This is a genomic window from Streptomyces sp. NPDC002926 (assembly GCF_053591755.1).
Genome location: NZ_JBSFUK010000005.1, coordinates 123861 through 139076 on the forward strand (window position 1 = coordinate 123861; position 15216 = coordinate 139076).

A 15216-nucleotide genomic window follows, 5' to 3' on the forward strand; every position below is an offset into this window, starting at 1 on the left:
GCGGGCGGGTCCGACGCCGCGCGCCCTGTCGGGGACACGCGCAGGGCGCCCTGCCGGACCCTCTGTTTGCCTGTACGACACCTCCCGTACACCCTCCCGGCGGAGGTGGCGTGTCTTCTCGAGATCTGTGACGCAGGTCACCTTGTTGGATTGAGTCTAACCTCGGATCCACTCTGTACTCCTGCCCAGAAGCTGACGCAGTGGGCGTTGGCATCGTGTACGGGGAGATTTCGTAATGAAGCGGAACAAGACCATCCTTGTCGGTACCATCGCTGTCGCTGCCGCGGCCGGTGTCGCCCTCGCCGTCCTGCCGGCCTTCGCGGCCGGCAACAGCTCCGCCGCCGGGCACTCGGGCCACCCGGGCAGCGGCGCGGAGGTCGCCGTACAGAGCGGCGTCGGTGGCGGCTCCGACCGAGGCGCCGCCCTTTTCGTGGCGAGCCTGAACGGCGCGAGCGAGGTGCCGGTCCAGGGCGGGCCCGCCGTCGGTGACCGCGACGGTGCCGCGCTGGAGTTCGTGAAGGTCAAGGGGGACAAGGTGTCCGTCGCGGTGAAGTTCCGCGGCACCGACAAGCCGACCGCCCTCCACATCCACCAGGGCGCGAAAGGCAGCAACGGCGGCATCAAGATCGACTTCACCGGGCTGCTGAGCAAGGGCGCGACGAGGAGCAAGGGCTGGACCGGCGCCGTCACCGGCACGGTCAAGGTCACGGACAAGGCCGTGCTCGACGCTTTCACGACGGACCCGAACGGGTTCTACGCCAATCTGCACACCGCAGAGTTCCCGGGCGGAGCGGTCCGCGGCCAGTTCCACAAGGTGACCAACGGCTTCGGCTTCGGCAAGGCGCTCGACAACTTCCAGGCCTCCGTCGTCAAGGGCAAGCAGATCTACGAGTGCAAGAAGGGCGAGGACGGCACGTTCTCGTTCCAGCAGCGTGATGTGCGCGCAGTCCTCGGCGGCCACATCGACCACTCCTTCATCGCCCCCAACTCCGGCACGCCGCAGTGGGTCGCACAGGACCACAGCGCGGTCACCGGAAAGCTGATCAGCAAGACACCGAACGGAGCCAAGAACATCCCCGAGCTGGACCTCCAGGCCACCCAGTCCGGCAAGAAGCGGGGGCTGTTGGCGAACACCCAGGAGATCTTCCGGCTGAATACCGTGGGCGGCGTCGCGCCGGCCGGCGGCTGCGAGCAGGGAACGATCGTCGGCGTCCCCTACGGGGCGGACTACGTCTTCATCCAGAGGTAACCGGTACGGCAACAGGGCTTACGGCGCTTCCCCCACCGGCCGGGGGAGGCGCCGCGCCTCTGCCGTCATCCCAGAGCAGTACGCCAAGTTGCTCCCGGGGTCTGACGCTTCCGCACGTCCGATTTGGTCAGATGATTACTACGACGCCTGACCAACCACGGAGGTAGGGCACACCATGGCACCGAACGACAGCGCACAGACCACCGAAGAGGCCAAGGACCTCGCAGCGGGCCGCCGCAGGGCAGCGCGCTACATCGTCCCGGCCGCGGTGGCCGGGGTGGCGGCGGCGACCATCGGGCTCGTCCCGGCGCTCGCTGCCTCCGGTGACCCCGATCTGCCGAAGATCAGCGCGCAGGAACTCATCGAGAAGATGGCCGCGTCGGACGCCCAGCAGCTCTCCGGCACGGTGAAGATCAACACCGACCTCGGTATCCCGTCGCTGGGCGGCCTGGCGGGCCTGGGCGGCGAGCGGGACGGGTCCTCGTCCGCTTCTCCCGACGGCAAGCTGATGGAGCTGGCCACCGGCTCGCACACCCTGCGGGTCGCGGCGGACGGCCCCGACAAGGGGAAGGTGTCGATCCTGGAGGACACCGCCGAGTACAGCCTGATCCACAACGGCGACGAGGTCTGGGCGTACGACAGCGCCTCGAACGAGGCCTATCACGCCAAGGACGGCCGCAAGGACGACGGCTCCGGCAAGGAGCACGGGGCCCCGCCGAAGGACCTCCCGAGCACGCCCAAGGAGTTCGCCGCAGAGGCGCTCAAGGCCGCGGACGACACCACCTCGGTGACCGTCGGCGGTACGGCGCAGGTGGCCGGCCGCGATGCCTACCAGCTGGTCATCAAGCCCAAGCAGAGCGGCTCGACGATCGGCTCGATCAAGGTCGCGGTGGACGCCAAGAACGGCGTGCCGCTGAAGTTCACGCTCACCCCGAGCAGTGGCGGCAAGGCCGCGATCGACGTCGGCTTCACCAAGGTCGACTTCTCCAAGCCGGACGCGTCGACCTTCGACTTCACCCCGCCCAAGGGCGCGAAGGTGACAGAGGCCGACGAGCTGAAGCAGGACAAGGGAGCGAAGGACCACGAGGGCTTCAAGGGCCACGAGGACTTCATGGGCCTGGAGGGCTTCCAGGGTCTGAACGTCATCGGCAAGGGCTGGAACGCCATCGCCAAGATCGAGACGCCGGGCGGTCAGCAGCCCACCACGCCGAAGGACGGCGATGTGCCGCCGGAGGCCAAGAAGTTCCTGGACGCGCTGGGTGACCAGGTGAACGGGAAGTTCGGCTCGGGCACGGTCTTCAAGACCCGCCTGGTCAACGCCCTGATGACGGACGACGGCACCGTCTACGTCGGCGCCGTGACCAAGGACGCGCTCGTGAAGGCCGCGAACGAGGCAAAGTAACACCAGGTCGGACATGACGACGCGCGCTTACCGTCCGCCCCGCCGTACGCTCCGTACGGTGGGGCGGACCGCTGACGAGTGAACGGGGGACCGGAATGACAGCCGTCATCGAGACGCAGGGGCTCACCAAGCGCTACCGGGGCGGGCAGTTGGCCGTCGAACGGCTCGATCTCAGCGTGCCCGACGGCAGTGTCTTCGGGTTCCTCGGTCCCAACGGCTCCGGCAAGACCACCACCATCCGGATGCTGATGGGGCTCATCGAGCCGACCGCCGGCAGCGCCACGGTCCTCGGTATGCCCATGCCGCGCGCGGTCCGCACCGTACTGCCGCAGGTGGGCGCACTGATCGAAGGGCCCGCGCTGTACGGGTTCCTGAGCGGCCGCGACAATCTGCTGCGCTACGACTCCGCCGACCCGAGCGCCGATCCCCGGACGCGGCGCACCCGTGTCGCCGCCGCGCTGGACCGGGTCGGGCTGGCGCAGGCCGCGGGCAAGAAGGCCAAGGCGTACTCGCTCGGGATGAAACAGCGGCTGGGGCTGGCCGCCGCGCTGCTGCAGCCACGGAAGCTGCTGGTACTCGACGAGCCGACGAACGGCCTCGATCCGCAGGGCATGCGGGAGATCCGTTCTCTGGTGCGGGAGCTGGCGGCCGACGGCACCACGGTCTTTCTCTCGTCCCATCTGCTCGACGAGATCGAGCAGGTCTGCACACACGCCGCGGTGATGGCCCGGGGCCGGCTCCTCACCCAGGGCCGGGTCGCCGATCTCGCGGCGGGCGCGCGGGGGCGGCTTGCCGTCACCACTCCCGACCCTGCCGACGCCGCCCGGCTCCTGAAGGAGCTGGGGGTCACTGATCTGGCCGTGGCCGAGTATCGGGTGACGGGGGAACTGCCCGCCATCGAAACGGAGTTGGCGGAGATCAATGCCGCGCTGGTGCAGGGCGGCGTACGGGTACGAGGCTTCGGCGTCGAGCGCGTCTCGCTCGAGGACGCCTTCGTCGCGCTGACCGGAGAGGGCTTCGATGTCGCAGGCTGACACGCTCGTACGCGAAAGGACGAGCAGTCCGCTGTGGACGTTCGGCCTCTTCCGCTCCGAGCTGACCACCACCTTCCGCCGCGGGCGCACGCTCGCGCTGCTGGGCGTGCTGGCCGCCGTACCCGTACTGATCGGCATCGCCATCAGGGTCGAGACGAGCGGCGGCGGTCCGGCCGGCGGCGGCCGCGGTGGCGGCCCCGCCTTCATCGCCCAGATCACCAACAACGGCCTGTTCCTGGTCTTCGCCGCGCTCGCCGCGACCCTGCCGGTCTTCCTCCCGATGGCGATCGGCGTCGTCGCGGGTGATGCGATCGCGGGCGAGGCGAACTCCGGCACCCTGCGCTATCTACTGGTCGCCCCGGCCGGACGCAGCCGGCTGCTGCTCGCCAAGTACGCCACCGCCTGCTCCTTCTGCCTGGTCGGGACCCTGGTCGTGGCGGTGTCCGCGCTCGCGGTCGGCTCGCTGCTCTTCCCGCTCGGCGATGTCACGACCATTTCCGGCACCCGGATCTCCTTCGGCGACGGACTGCTGAGGGCCGCGCTGGTCGCGGCCGTCGTTGCCGCGTCGCTGAGCGGGATCGCGGCGCTCGGTCTCTTCATCTCGACGCTCACCGGCAGTGGTATCGCGGCGATGGCGACGACCGTCGGACTGCTGATCACGGTGCAGATCCTGGACGGGATTCCGCAGCTGCACGCGATCCATCCCTACCTCTTCCCGCACTACTGGATGTCGTTCTCGGACCTGATGCGGGAGCCGGTCTACTGGGACGAGGTAGCGAAGAACCTCGGTCTGCAGGGGGTGTACGTGGCGGTGTTCGGGTCGGCGGCGTGGGCGCGCTTCACCGCGAAGGACATCACCGCGTGAAGGAGCTCTTTGCCTGGAGGTCTTCACCGGATGAAGGGTCTCTCCACCTGAAGGGCCTTACCCGGTGAAGAACTCCTTGGCCCGGGCGGTCGCGTCGCTGTCGTTCTCCACCTGACCCGGCCGGGTGCCGTTGCCGAGCAGGACGCCGCCGAAGTGCATGCCCATGAAGTCCGCGGTGTTGCGCAGGGTGCCGATGAGTGGCTCGGCCTTGTCGGCCGTGCTCGCGTACGAGGTCACACCCCATAGCGTGCGCCCGGCCATCCGTGCCCTGAAGTCCGTACCCGGCACGCGCAGCCAGCCCGACCAGTGGTCCAGATAGCGCTTGACCGATGCCGAGACGCTGTACCAGTACAGCGGCGACGCGATGACGAGGTCGGTCGCCTCCAGCGTGGCGTCCAGCAGGGCCTCGGCATGCCCGGTGGGTACGGGGTAGCTGCCCTCGCCCTCGTGGCGCAGGTCCTCGAACTCGGCCAGTGGGAGCTCGGACAGCCGCAGCCAGACCTGCTCGGCCCCGGCCGGAAGCTGTTCGGCGGCCAGGCGGGCCAGCGTCTCGGTGTTGCCGCCGGTGCGGCTGCTGCCCAGCAGGAACAGGAACTTCCGGGTCATGAGTGTGTGCCCCTCGTGCGCGTACCAAAGACGACTGCATGCGTGCGCAGTATATGCACACGCATGCAGCCTGTGGGGGGTGGCGGTCGTGGGACCTCTCAGAAAGTGAGCTTGAAGCTGTTGATGTAGCCGGTGTCCCATGCCGCCTTGTCCTGGACGCTCAGCTTCCAGGCGCCGTTGGCGACCTCGGAGGAGGCGTTGACCGTGTAGGTCGTCTGGACGTTGTCGGCCGAGTCGGAGGAGCTGAACGGCTTCAGGTTGTAGACCGTTCCGTCCGGGGCGATCAGGTCGACGACCAGGTCGCCGCGCCAGGTGTGGATGATGTCCACGCCGACCTTGAGGGTGGCCGGGGCGTTGCCCGTGCGGCCCGTGACGTTGACCGTCGAGGTGACAGCAGCGCCGTTGTCCGGGATCGCGACGTCGGCGGTGTTCTCGTACACGTCACCCGGCGGTGTGGTCGTCCCGGCGGACAGTGTCCAGATCGCGTGCGCGATCGCATCGCTGTTGCGGTCGAGCGCGGTGTCGTTGATGTTCGCCGCGGTGTCGCAGGAGGAGTGGTAGCAGCGGTCGAATGCCTGGCCGGCCGTGCCGCCCCACTTCTGGGCCTGGGCCGCCGTCTTGGTGTAGTCGGCGCCGGTGAACAGGCCGCCGACGGGGACGCCCGCGTTCTTGAACGGGGCGTGGTCGGAGCGGCCGTCGCCCTCGGTCTCGATCTCGGTCGGGATGCTGAGCCCCGCGAAGTAGTCCTTGAAGGTCTTCTCGATGGCCGGGTCGTCGTCGTAGACGAAGTAACCGGGGTTCGGTGAGCCGATCATGTCGAAGTTCAGATAGCCCGAGATCTTCGAACGCTCGGCGGCGGGAAGGTTGTTGACGTAGTACTTCGACCCGACCAGACCCAGCTCCTCGGCCCCCCACCAGCCGAACCGCAGATGCTTTTCCGGCTTGAACTGGGCGCGGGAGACGGCCAGCGCGGTCTCCAGGACGGCCGCCGAGCCGGAGCCGTTGTCGTTGATCCCGGCGCCCGCGTTGACCGAGTCGAGGTGCGAGCCGGCCATCAGGGTCTGGTTGGCGTCACCGCCCGGCCAGTCGGCGATCAGGTTGTAGCCGGTCGCGCCGCTCGAGGTGAACTGCTGGAGGGACGTGGTGAATCCGGCCGCGTCCAGCTTGGCCTTCACGTAGTCGATGGACGCCTTGTAGCCGGTCCGGCCGTGCGCGCGGTTGCCGCCGTTGGCGGTGGCTATCGACTGGAGCTGGGTGAGATGCGCCTTGACGTTGGCGAGCGGTATGTCGGGAGCGGCAAGCGCGGGTGCCGGTGCCGCGGGTGCCGGTGCCGCGGGCGCCGCGCCGACGAGCAGTCCGGCGAGGGCGAGTGCGGCGGCCGCGGCCGCGCGTCTGGGGGCGGAAGAGTTCATGTGTGGGGGCTCCGGATTCCGTACGGGGACAGGACGGAACGTGCGAGACGCCCCGGGATGGCGGGTCCCAGGGCGCTGGAGCTGGTGGTGCGCAGTGCGTGTTGAGAGTTCAGCGAGAGTTTGACTAACCGTCAAGGGCGGAAACCGGACAGCCGCGTTCGTATAGCGGACTGGACGGATCGCGGAATGGTCAATGCCGTGGCGCTGTTGGAGCACGAGGTCCGCAGGTCGGGAGCGGATGACGCGGTCGAGCCGCAAGCTGTGGGCATGACCAAGCCCGCGCCGGCGCCCATGCATATGCACGTCGACCCGTTCCCCGTCCTGGAGGCCCTGGTCCGGCAGGTTCTGCGCGTCGGTGTGCTCGCACTGCTCCTCACCGTGTGCGCGATGGGTCTGCTGGTGGGCGTCCTTGCGCTGGGCACACGGCGGGTTCGCCGCCGTCGGCGAGGGGCCGAGGAGGAGTGCGAGGGGCTGGAGTCCTTCACCTGGAAGGAATCGGAGTAGGAGGATCCGCTGCCCGGCTACTCCACGCAGAACTCATTGCCCTCGGGGTCGGCCATGGTCGACCAGACGCCCACCGGTTCGTCCGCGTGGTACAGAACCCTCGCTCCCAGGCCCTCCAGCCGTGCGACTTCCGCCTCGCGGCGCTCCGGGCCGACGTGCAGGTCGAGATGGAGACGGTTCTTCGTCGTCTTCCCCTCAGGGACGCGCTGGAAGAGGAGCCTGCGGCCGAGGCCCATCCCGCTGTCCTCGTCGAAGGGGTCGTCCGGATGCCGGACGGCGGCGTAATCGCGCAAGGCGTCCCGGCCGTGTGAACGGACCGTCGAATCGTCCGGCAGCTGACCGTGTCCGCGCAGGCGCTCGATGAGGGGGCTGTGGTCCTCGAGCTCGTAGCCGAGGGTCGCGGACCAGAAGTCGGCCTGTGCGTGTGGGTCGGACGTATCGATGACAAGCTTCCAGTGCAGTGCCATGCTAACCAGTTATAGTGGTTACATGAGCGAGCCTGCAAGAGGACTCACCCTGCGTACGCCGGAAGGGCGTTCCTATCGGTTCGACCCCGGCGCGCTCTGCCTGGAGTTGCTGACCACCGGAGGACCCGGCGACTTCGCGCGGTACGAGGTGCTTCACGAGCCCGCCGACCTGGTGCGCTGGGCGGGGGAGAGCCGCCTGCCGGACGGCCTTGAGCCGGTCGTCGCGCACGACGAGGTGGCGGCTGCCCGGCTCCTCAGGGACGCCCTGTGGCGGCTGACCGCCGATCGGGTGCACGGCCGCGCGCTGAGCCCCACCGATCTGGCCGTGGTCAACGAGGCCGCGGCGCAGACCCCGCTCGCGCCCCGGATCACCGACCGGGGCCGCCGCGACTGGGCGCCCGGGGCCACCGGCACCCAGCTTCTGTCGGCCGTGGCGCGCGATGCGGTGGACCTCTTCACCGGTCCGTACGCACACCGCATCCGCGAATGCGGCTCGCACGACTGCTGTCTGACCTTCGTCGACACCTCACGCCCGGGCCGTCGCCGCTGGTGTGCGATGGAACGGTGCGGCAACCGCAGCAAGGTCCGGGCGCACCGCGTCCGCCACGCGGAACTCGCAGAAGGAGACGAATGATGTCGCCGATGGCGGGCTGATGCCGACGGCCGGCGCGGGGTGGCGGGGCGGTTCGCCCTCTGACGGTCCGACGTCCCTCGTGTGCCCGTGTGCTCGATGTGAGCGTGCAAGGCCGCGGACTCGGTCGGTTCTGCCGACCGGGCCTCGCGGCTGGCGGTGCCGCGGCTGCCGCGGAACGCGGGGCTCGGCCGCAGCAGCGCCCCGCGAGGCCGCGCGTCAGGCCGTCGGTTCCGTCTGTGGCGCGAGGGCCGGCGCGGGAGCCGACGCCGGGGCGGCTGAGGCCGCCGCGGCCGCAGCCGCGAGGCGCAGCGCCGCCTTCGTACGCCGAGCCGTCCGCAGCGCGTCCCACGTCAGGCAGGTCAGCGCCAGCCACACCAGCGCGAAGCCCGCCCACCGCTCCGCGGGCATCGCCTCGTGGAAGTACAGGATCCCCAGCAGGAACTGGAAGACCGGGGCCAGATACTGCAACAGCCCCAGCGTGGAGAGCGGCACCCGGATCGCCGCCGCGCCGAAGCAGACCAGCGGCGCGGCGGTCACCACGCCGGTCGCGGCCAGCAGCGCCGCATGGCCCGCGCCGTGCGCGCCGAAGGTGGCCGCGCCGTCCGCGCCGAGCCAGACCAGAAAGCCCAGCGCCGGGAGGAACTGGATCGCGGTCTCCGCGGCCAGCGACTCGAGACCGCCGATGTTGACCTTCTTCTTGACCAGGCCGTACGTGGCGAACGAGAACGCGAGCGTGAGCGAGATCCACGGCGGCTGTCCGTAGCCGATCGCCAGCACCAGCACCGCCGCGCAGCCCGTGGCGACCGCCGCCCACTGCATCGGGCGTAGCCGCTCCTTCAGCAGCAGTACACCCATCGCGATGGTGACCAGCGGGTTGATGAAGTAGCCGAGCGAGGCCTCGACGACATGGCCCGAGTTGACGGCCCAGATGTAGACGCCCCAGTTGACGGTGATGACCGCCGCCGCGACCGTGATGAGTCCCAGTTTCCGGGGCTGTCGTATCAGCTCGCGGATCCAGCCCCACCGCTTCAGCGCCAGCAGCGCGATGCCGACGACGACCAGTGACCAGACCATCCGATGGGCGAGGATCTCCACCGCCCCGGACGGCTTCAGCAGCGGCCAGAAGAGCGGGACCAGGCCCCACATCCCGTAGGCCCCGATCCCGTACAGCAGTCCCGCCCGCTGTTCGCCGTCCGACTTCACTGGCCCTCCCGCCCTGGGTGCATCACCCCGTCGAAGGTACGCGGCGCGGGGTCGGGCTGTCATGTCCGTATCGCCATACGGTCATGACGGATCTTGGTCCGCCGTACGGTGTCGTCCGGACGGTTCGGACCGCCGCGGGAGCGCGTCGCGAGAGCCGAAGCGACCCGGTCGGCGAGCGGGGGTCGTGGCACGGCCGGCCGTCCCGGGCCGCCCGTCGTGCGGGCCGGAAGGCGGCGCCCGAGGGGGCGGTCCGCTGGACGGAGCGGCGGGCGAGGAGGTCCTGGTGGCGCTGCGCGGCGTACGACGAAGCCCGGACCTCCTGACGGGAGATCCGGGCCCCGGACGGGTGCGTGGTGGGTCAGCCGACGACGGTCCAGGTGTCGTTGCCGGCGAGCAGCGCGGCCAGGTCGCCCTTGCCGTTCTGTTCGATGGCGGTGTCGAGCTGGTCGGACATCATCGTGTCGTAGACCGGCCGGTCCACACTGCGCAGCACCCCGATGGGGGTGTGGTGAAGCGTGTCCGGGTCGGCGAGGCGGGAGAGCGCGAAGGCCGTGGTCGGGCTGGCGCTGTGCGCGTCGTGGACCAGGATCTGCGACTCGTTCTCGGGGGTGACGGCAACGACCTTCAGATCGCCGGTTGCCGCGTCCCTCACGACACCCTTGTTGCCGTCGTTTCCGAAGCGGATCGGAGCTCCGTGCTCGAGGCGGATGACCGCCTCCTCCGCCTGCTGCTTGTCCTTGAGTACCTCGAAGGCGCCGTCGTTGAAGATGTTGCAGTTCTGGTAGATCTCCACCAGCGCCGTCCCCCGGTGGTCGGCGGCCTGGCGCAGCACCTCGGTGAGGTGCTTGCGGTCGGAGTCGACGGTGCGGGCGACGAAGGACGCCTCGGCGCCGATCGCCAGCGACACCGGGTTGAAGGGCGCGTCCAGCGAGCCCATCGGCGTCGACTTGGTGATCTTGCCGACCTCGGAGGTCGGGCTGTACTGGCCCTTGGTGAGTCCGTAGATGCGGTTGTTGAACAGCAGGATCTTGAGATTCACATTGCGGCGCAGCGCATGGATCAGGTGGTTGCCGCCGATGGAGAGGGCGTCGCCGTCGCCGGTGACGACCCAGACCGACAGATCGCGGCGCGAGGAGGCGAGCCCGGTCGCGATGGCGGGAGCGCGGCCGTGGATGGAGTGCATCCCGTAGGTGTTCATGTAGTACGGGAAGCGGGAGGAGCAGCCGATTCCGGAGACGAAGACGATGTTCTCCTTCGCCAGGCCGAGCTCGGGCATGAAGCCCTGAACGGCGGCGAGGATCGCGTAGTCACCGCAGCCTGGGCACCAGCGCACTTCCTGGTCGGACTTGAAGTCCTTCATGGACTGCTTGGCGTCGGCCTTGGGCACCAGCGAGAGCGCCTCAGTCATTGATGGCCTCCTTGAGAGCTTCTGCGAGCTGCTCGGCCTTGAACGGCATGCCGTTGACCTGGTTGTAGCTCTTCGCGTCGACCAGATACCTCGCCCGGATCAGGGTGGCGAGCTGGCCGAGGTTCATCTCGGGTACCACTACCTTCTGGTAACGCCCCAGCACCTCCCCGAGATTCCTCGGGAACGGGTTCAGGTGGCGCAGATGGGCCTGCGCGATGGGAAGGCCGGCGGTGCGCAGCCGGCGTACGGCGGCGGTGATCGGACCGTAGGTCGAGCCCCAGCCCAGGACCAGTGTGGTCGCACTGTGCGGGTCGTCGACCGCTACGTCGTCGACCTCGATGCCGTCGATCTTGGCCTGGCGGGTGCGGACCATGAAGTCGTGGTTGGCGGGGTCGTAGGAGATATTGCCGGTGCCGTCCTGCTTCTCGATGCCGCCGATGCGGTGCTCGAGTCCTGGCGTCCCCGGAACCGCCCAGGGACGCGCAAGGGTCTGCGGATCACGCTTGTACGGCCAGAACACCTCCGTTCCGTCCGCCAGCTCGTGGTTCGGGCCGGTGGCGAACTGCACGCGCAGATCCGGGAGTTCGTCGATGTCGGGGATCCGCCACGGCTCGGAGCCGTTGGCCAGATAGCCGTCGCTCAGCAGCAGCACCGGGGTGCGGTAGGCGAGCGCGATCCGGGCCGCCTCGAGAGCGGCGTCGAAGCAGTCGCCGGGCGTACGGGGCGCGACGATCGGCACCGGTGCCTCGCCGTTGCGTCCGTACATCGCCTGCAGCAGATCGGCCTGCTCGGTCTTGGTGGGCAGACCGGTCGAGGGGCCGCCGCGCTGGATGTCCACGATGAGCAGCGGCAGCTCCAGGGAGACCGCCAGCCCGATGGTCTCCGACTTGAGCGCGACACCGGGGCCGGAGGTGGTGGTGACGCCGAGCGCGCCGCCGAAGGCCGCGCCCAGCGCCGCGCCGATGCCCGCGATCTCGTCCTCGGCCTGGAAGGTCCGTACGCCGAAATTCTTGTGCTTGGAGAGCTCGTGCAGGATGTCGGAGGCCGGGGTGATGGGGTACGAGCCCAGGTAGAGCGGCAGATCGGCCTGCTTGCTCGCGGCGATCAGCCCGTAGGAGAGGGCCAGGTTGCCGGAGATATTGCGGTAGGTGCCGGTGGGGAACGCCTTGCTCGCGGGCGCGACCTCGTAGGAGACGGCGAAGTCCTCGGTCGTCTCGCCGAAGTTCCAGCCTGCCCGGAACGCCGCGATGTTCGCCTCGGCGATCTGCGGCTTCTTGGCGAACTTGGTGCGCAGGAAGGTCTCGGTGCCCTCGGTCGGCCGGTGGTACATCCAGCTCAGGAGCCCCAGCGCGAACATGTTCTTGGAGCGCTCGGCCTCCTTGCGGGAGAGCCCGTGCTCCTTCAGCGCCTCGACGGTGAGTGTCGTCAGCGGCACCGGGTGGACGCGGTAGGCCTGCAGTGAGCCGTCGTCCAGGGGCGAGGTGTCGTAGCCGACCTTGGCCATCGCCCGCTTGGCGAATTCGTCGGTGTTGACGATGATCTCGCCGCCGCGCGGCACATCGGCGATGTTCGCCTTGAGGGCGGCGGGGTTCATGGCGACCAGCACGTTCGGCGCGTCGCCCGGGGTGAGGATGTCGTGGTCTGCGAAATGCAGCTGGAAGCTGGAGACGCCCGGGAGTGTTCCGGCAGGCGCCCGGATCTCGGCGGGGAAGTTCGGAAGCGTGGAGAGGTCGTTGCCGAACGACGCGGTCTCCGAGGTGAACCTGTCACCCGTGAGCTGCATACCGTCACCGGAGTCACCCGCGAAGCGGATGATCACCCGATCCAGGCGGCGGACTTCCTTCTCGCCGGCGGGTCTGCGCTGCTCCCCGACGAGAGCCTCATCGGCCTCGTCATCGGCCTGCTCGGCTGGGCTACTGACCTGGCTGGTCACTGAACTGGACCTCCCTCGAGGCGGCTGCTCGGGCCCGGCCGGCCCACCGGCCGTCCCAATGCCACCCTACGTCCGTAAGGGTGGCCTTCCCTGGACCGCTCATATGCCGGACGTCTTTTTGAGACGCTCTGATGCCCTGGTCTGCCATGCTCCGCTCCGCCCCCCTGGTCCGTGTGTAAAGACGCTCCCTGTTCATTATTCGGTTCTGCCTCTGCCGTTCCACTCGATATCTGACAGAGTGTCAGTCAATTAGGAGTTGAGGTAGGTCAGCACCGCCAGTACACGCCGATGATCCCCATCACTGGGGGAGAGTCCGAGCTTCAGGAAGATATTGCTGACGTGCTTCTCGACCGCGCCGTCGCTCACCACGAGCTGCTTGGCGACCGCGGAGTTCGTCCGGCCCTCGGCCATGAGGCCGAGGACTTCACGCTCGCGCGGCGTGAGCCCGGTCAGCACATCCTGCTTACGGCTGCGGCCCAGCAGCTGCGCCACGACCTCGGGGTCCAGCGCGGTGCCGCCCCGCGCCACCCGGACCACGGCGTCCACGAACTCACGCACCTCGGCGACCCGGTCCTTGAGCAGATAGCCCACGCCGCGGCTGCTGCTCGCGAGCAGCTCGGTGGCGTACTGCTCCTCGACGTACTGCGAAAGGACCAGCACCCCGATCCCGGGGTGGTCCTTGCGCAGCCGCACCGCCGCCCGTACGCCCTCATCCGTATGAGTGGGCGGCATCCGCACATCCGCGACCACCACATCCGGCAGCGCGTCCTGCGCGGCCAGGTCGCCCATCGTCTTGAGCAGCGCTTCCGCGTCCCCCACGCCGGCCACGACATCGTGCCCGCGGTCGGTCAGCAGCCGGGTCAGGCCCTCCCGAAGCAGCACTGAATCCTCGGCGATGACGACCCGCACTCTGTCCTCCACGACCCTGAAGCCCCCATGTCGATCCGCTTCCCACCCCTGCGTCCTCCAGCATCCCAGTATCCGGACCGGACCGCGCCCAGGCTCGGGGAATCGAGGGGATTGGGGGCTTGCCGGGCGTGTCCGGGGGCGGTTTTGTGGGGTTGGCGCGGTTCGGCTTCATGGGGTGGGGGCGGTTCAGCCGCGCCAGGGAAGCTCGGCCGTCACGGTCGTCGGGCCGCCGGCCGGTGAGTCCACGGCCAGGATGCCGTCCACCGCGTCGAGCCGCTCCGCCAGACCCGCGAGGCCGCTGCCGGCCGAGGTGTCCGCGCCGCCCCGGCCGTCGTCCGTGACCTGCAGCATCAGCCGGTCCTGGGAGCGCCAGACATCCACCGTGGCACGGGCTGCCTGCGCATGCTTGCTCACGTTCTGCAGCAGCTCGGACACGGTGAAGTAGGCGATTCCCTCGATGGCGGGAGCCGGCCTGGCGGGCAGTTCCACCTCCACGCTCACCGGGACGGTGCAGCGCGAGGCGACGGAGGAGAGCGCTGCGTCCAGTCCGCGGTCGGTCAGTACGGCGGGATGGATGCCGCGGGCCAGATCGCGCAGCTCCTGCAGTGCCACCTTCACCTCGCCGTGCGCCTCGTCCACCATGCGGGCGGCCGCGTCGGGATCCTCGAGCAGTTTCTCCTTGGCGAGACCGAGGTCCATGGCGAGTGCGACCAGGCGGGCCTGCGCGCCGTCGTGAAGATCGCGTTCGATACGGCGCAGATCGGCGGCCGCCGTGTCGACGACCACGCCGCGGTCCGACTCCAGCTCGACGACGCGAGTGTCGAGCCTGGAAGGCCCGAGGAGCCCGGCGACCATCACCCGGTCCACGGCGACCAGACCGCGAACCAGCCAGGGGGTCACGAGGACGAGGACCAGGCCGACCACGGTGATGGCGCCGATCTCGAAGGGTGTGTCGAGGTACAGCTGGTTTCCGTGACTGTCGCCGTAGATCGAGATGCCCGGCTCGTCGAGGTAGCGCGGGAGGACCCACCCCCACAGCGGGTACGTCAGCAGAGCCAGGCCGTTGACCCAGAAGACCGTCGCGACGACGAAGGCGAAGATCGCCCACGGGAAGTGCAGCACCGCATAGAGCAGGTGCCGCCAGGACGCCCCGCTCTTGAGGACGGCGCCGACCCAGGACATCAGCCCATTCGTACGGGCGCGCACCGGAGCGGGGTCGCCGACGTCGAGGTCCAGCAGGCCCCGGGCCCGGGCCCGCTCCACCGCGCCGAGACCGCGGAGGCCGGCCAGACCGGCGGCCAGCACCGGGATGCCGAGGAAGGTGATGAGCAGCCCGGCGCCGAGCGAGACGGTCGCGATGGCGAAGGTGAAGAACACGATGCTCATCGGGAGGCTCAGCAGCAGATAGCCGAACTCGCGCCAGGTACGGCCCTCCAGCGGCGCGCGCAGCGCCGGAGGGAGGAAGTGGTCCCGGGGCTCCGGTCGGTAATCCGTGGCCATCGAAGTCGTCCGTTCTGCGCTGCGGGCTGTCATGACTCAAGACTGCTGGGGGCGCGGGCCGCACACCATGAGGGCGGTTACCGTCTTGAG

At 69.2% G+C, this 15216-nt stretch carries 14 protein-coding genes; 6 read left to right on the forward strand and 8 right to left on the reverse strand.

What is annotated here, in order from left to right; translation table 11 throughout:
• The first annotated feature begins 235 nt into the window (after nt 1-235).
• The 4 genes from ACWDZ6_RS12050 (at nt 236) to ACWDZ6_RS12065 (ending at nt 4550) form a co-directional block, all read left to right on the forward strand.
• A complete protein-coding gene (locus ACWDZ6_RS12050; protein ID WP_451502776.1) occupies nt 236-1249 on the forward strand; it encodes a CHRD domain-containing protein in 1014 nt (337 codons plus the stop codon).
• Nucleotides 1250-1424: 175 nt separating this feature from the next.
• Nucleotides 1425-2651: a LolA family protein gene (locus ACWDZ6_RS12055; RefSeq protein WP_451502777.1), complete on the forward strand. Its 1227-nt coding sequence runs from the start codon at nt 1425-1427 to the stop codon at nt 2649-2651.
• A 95-nt stretch (nt 2652-2746) separates the two neighbouring features.
• Nucleotides 2747-3685 (forward strand): ABC transporter ATP-binding protein, encoded by a 939-nt coding sequence (locus ACWDZ6_RS12060; protein ID WP_451502778.1) that lies wholly within the window; start codon nt 2747-2749, stop codon nt 3683-3685.
• The gene (locus tag ACWDZ6_RS12065) at nt 3672-4550 is read left to right on the forward strand and encodes an ABC transporter permease (RefSeq protein WP_451502779.1); all 879 of its coding nucleotides are present in this window, start codon (nt 3672-3674) and stop codon (nt 4548-4550) included. The genes ACWDZ6_RS12060 and ACWDZ6_RS12065 overlap by 14 nt, the downstream gene beginning before the upstream one ends.
• Nucleotides 4551-4607: 57 nt before the next feature.
• Here ACWDZ6_RS12065 and ACWDZ6_RS12070 read toward each other — a convergent pair whose 3' ends face one another.
• Nucleotides 4608-5156, reverse strand: coding sequence for a flavodoxin family protein (locus ACWDZ6_RS12070; RefSeq protein ID WP_451502780.1), 549 nt, complete (start codon nt 5154-5156; stop codon nt 4608-4610).
• Nucleotides 5157-5254: 98 nt separating this feature from the next.
• Nucleotides 5255-6568, reverse strand: a complete 1314-nt coding sequence (locus tag ACWDZ6_RS12075) for a M28 family metallopeptidase (protein WP_451502781.1) — start codon at nt 6566-6568, stop codon at nt 5255-5257.
• Between the two features lie 267 nt (nt 6569-6835).
• Between ACWDZ6_RS12075 and ACWDZ6_RS12080 the strand changes: the two genes are divergently transcribed.
• A complete protein-coding gene (locus ACWDZ6_RS12080; RefSeq protein WP_451502782.1) occupies nt 6836-7072 on the forward strand; it encodes a hypothetical protein in 237 nt (78 codons plus the stop codon).
• A gap of 17 nt (nt 7073-7089) precedes the next feature.
• Here the strand turns inward: ACWDZ6_RS12080 and ACWDZ6_RS12085 are convergent, their stop codons facing one another.
• The gene (locus ACWDZ6_RS12085) at nt 7090-7539 is read right to left on the reverse strand and encodes a VOC family protein (RefSeq protein ID WP_451502783.1); all 450 of its coding nucleotides are present in this window, start codon (nt 7537-7539) and stop codon (nt 7090-7092) included.
• 22 nt (nt 7540-7561) lie between these two features.
• Here ACWDZ6_RS12085 and ACWDZ6_RS12090 point away from each other — a divergent pair, with 22 nt between their 5' ends.
• Nucleotides 7562-8173: a CGNR zinc finger domain-containing protein gene (locus ACWDZ6_RS12090; RefSeq protein WP_451502784.1), complete on the forward strand. Its 612-nt coding sequence runs from the start codon at nt 7562-7564 to the stop codon at nt 8171-8173.
• Nucleotides 8174-8389: 216 nt separating this feature from the next.
• On the opposite strand, the gene rarD is transcribed toward ACWDZ6_RS12090, so the two are convergent.
• The 5 genes from rarD to ACWDZ6_RS12115 all read right to left on the reverse strand — a co-directional run bounded on the left by rarD (nt 8390) and on the right by ACWDZ6_RS12115 (nt 15126).
• Nucleotides 8390-9376 carry an EamA family transporter RarD gene (gene rarD, locus ACWDZ6_RS12095; protein WP_451502785.1) on the reverse strand — a complete coding sequence of 329 codons (987 nt, stop codon included), beginning with the start codon at nt 9374-9376 and terminating at the stop codon, nt 8390-8392.
• A gap of 358 nt (nt 9377-9734) precedes the next feature.
• Complete coding sequence (locus ACWDZ6_RS12100) at nt 9735-10784, reverse strand: 2-oxoacid:ferredoxin oxidoreductase subunit beta (RefSeq protein WP_326651885.1); 1050 nt, start codon at nt 10782-10784, stop codon at nt 9735-9737.
• The gene (locus tag ACWDZ6_RS12105) at nt 10777-12717 is read right to left on the reverse strand and encodes a 2-oxoacid:acceptor oxidoreductase subunit alpha (RefSeq protein ID WP_366731020.1); all 1941 of its coding nucleotides are present in this window, start codon (nt 12715-12717) and stop codon (nt 10777-10779) included. The genes ACWDZ6_RS12100 and ACWDZ6_RS12105 overlap by 8 nt, the downstream gene beginning before the upstream one ends.
• A 249-nt stretch (nt 12718-12966) precedes the next feature.
• The gene (locus ACWDZ6_RS12110) at nt 12967-13626 is read right to left on the reverse strand and encodes a response regulator (RefSeq protein WP_451502962.1); all 660 of its coding nucleotides are present in this window, start codon (nt 13624-13626) and stop codon (nt 12967-12969) included.
• A gap of 186 nt (nt 13627-13812) precedes the next feature.
• Entirely contained in the window at nt 13813-15126 is a 1314-nt protein-coding gene (locus ACWDZ6_RS12115; protein WP_451502786.1) for a sensor histidine kinase, read from the reverse strand.
• Nucleotides 15127-15216 lie beyond the last annotated feature (90 nt).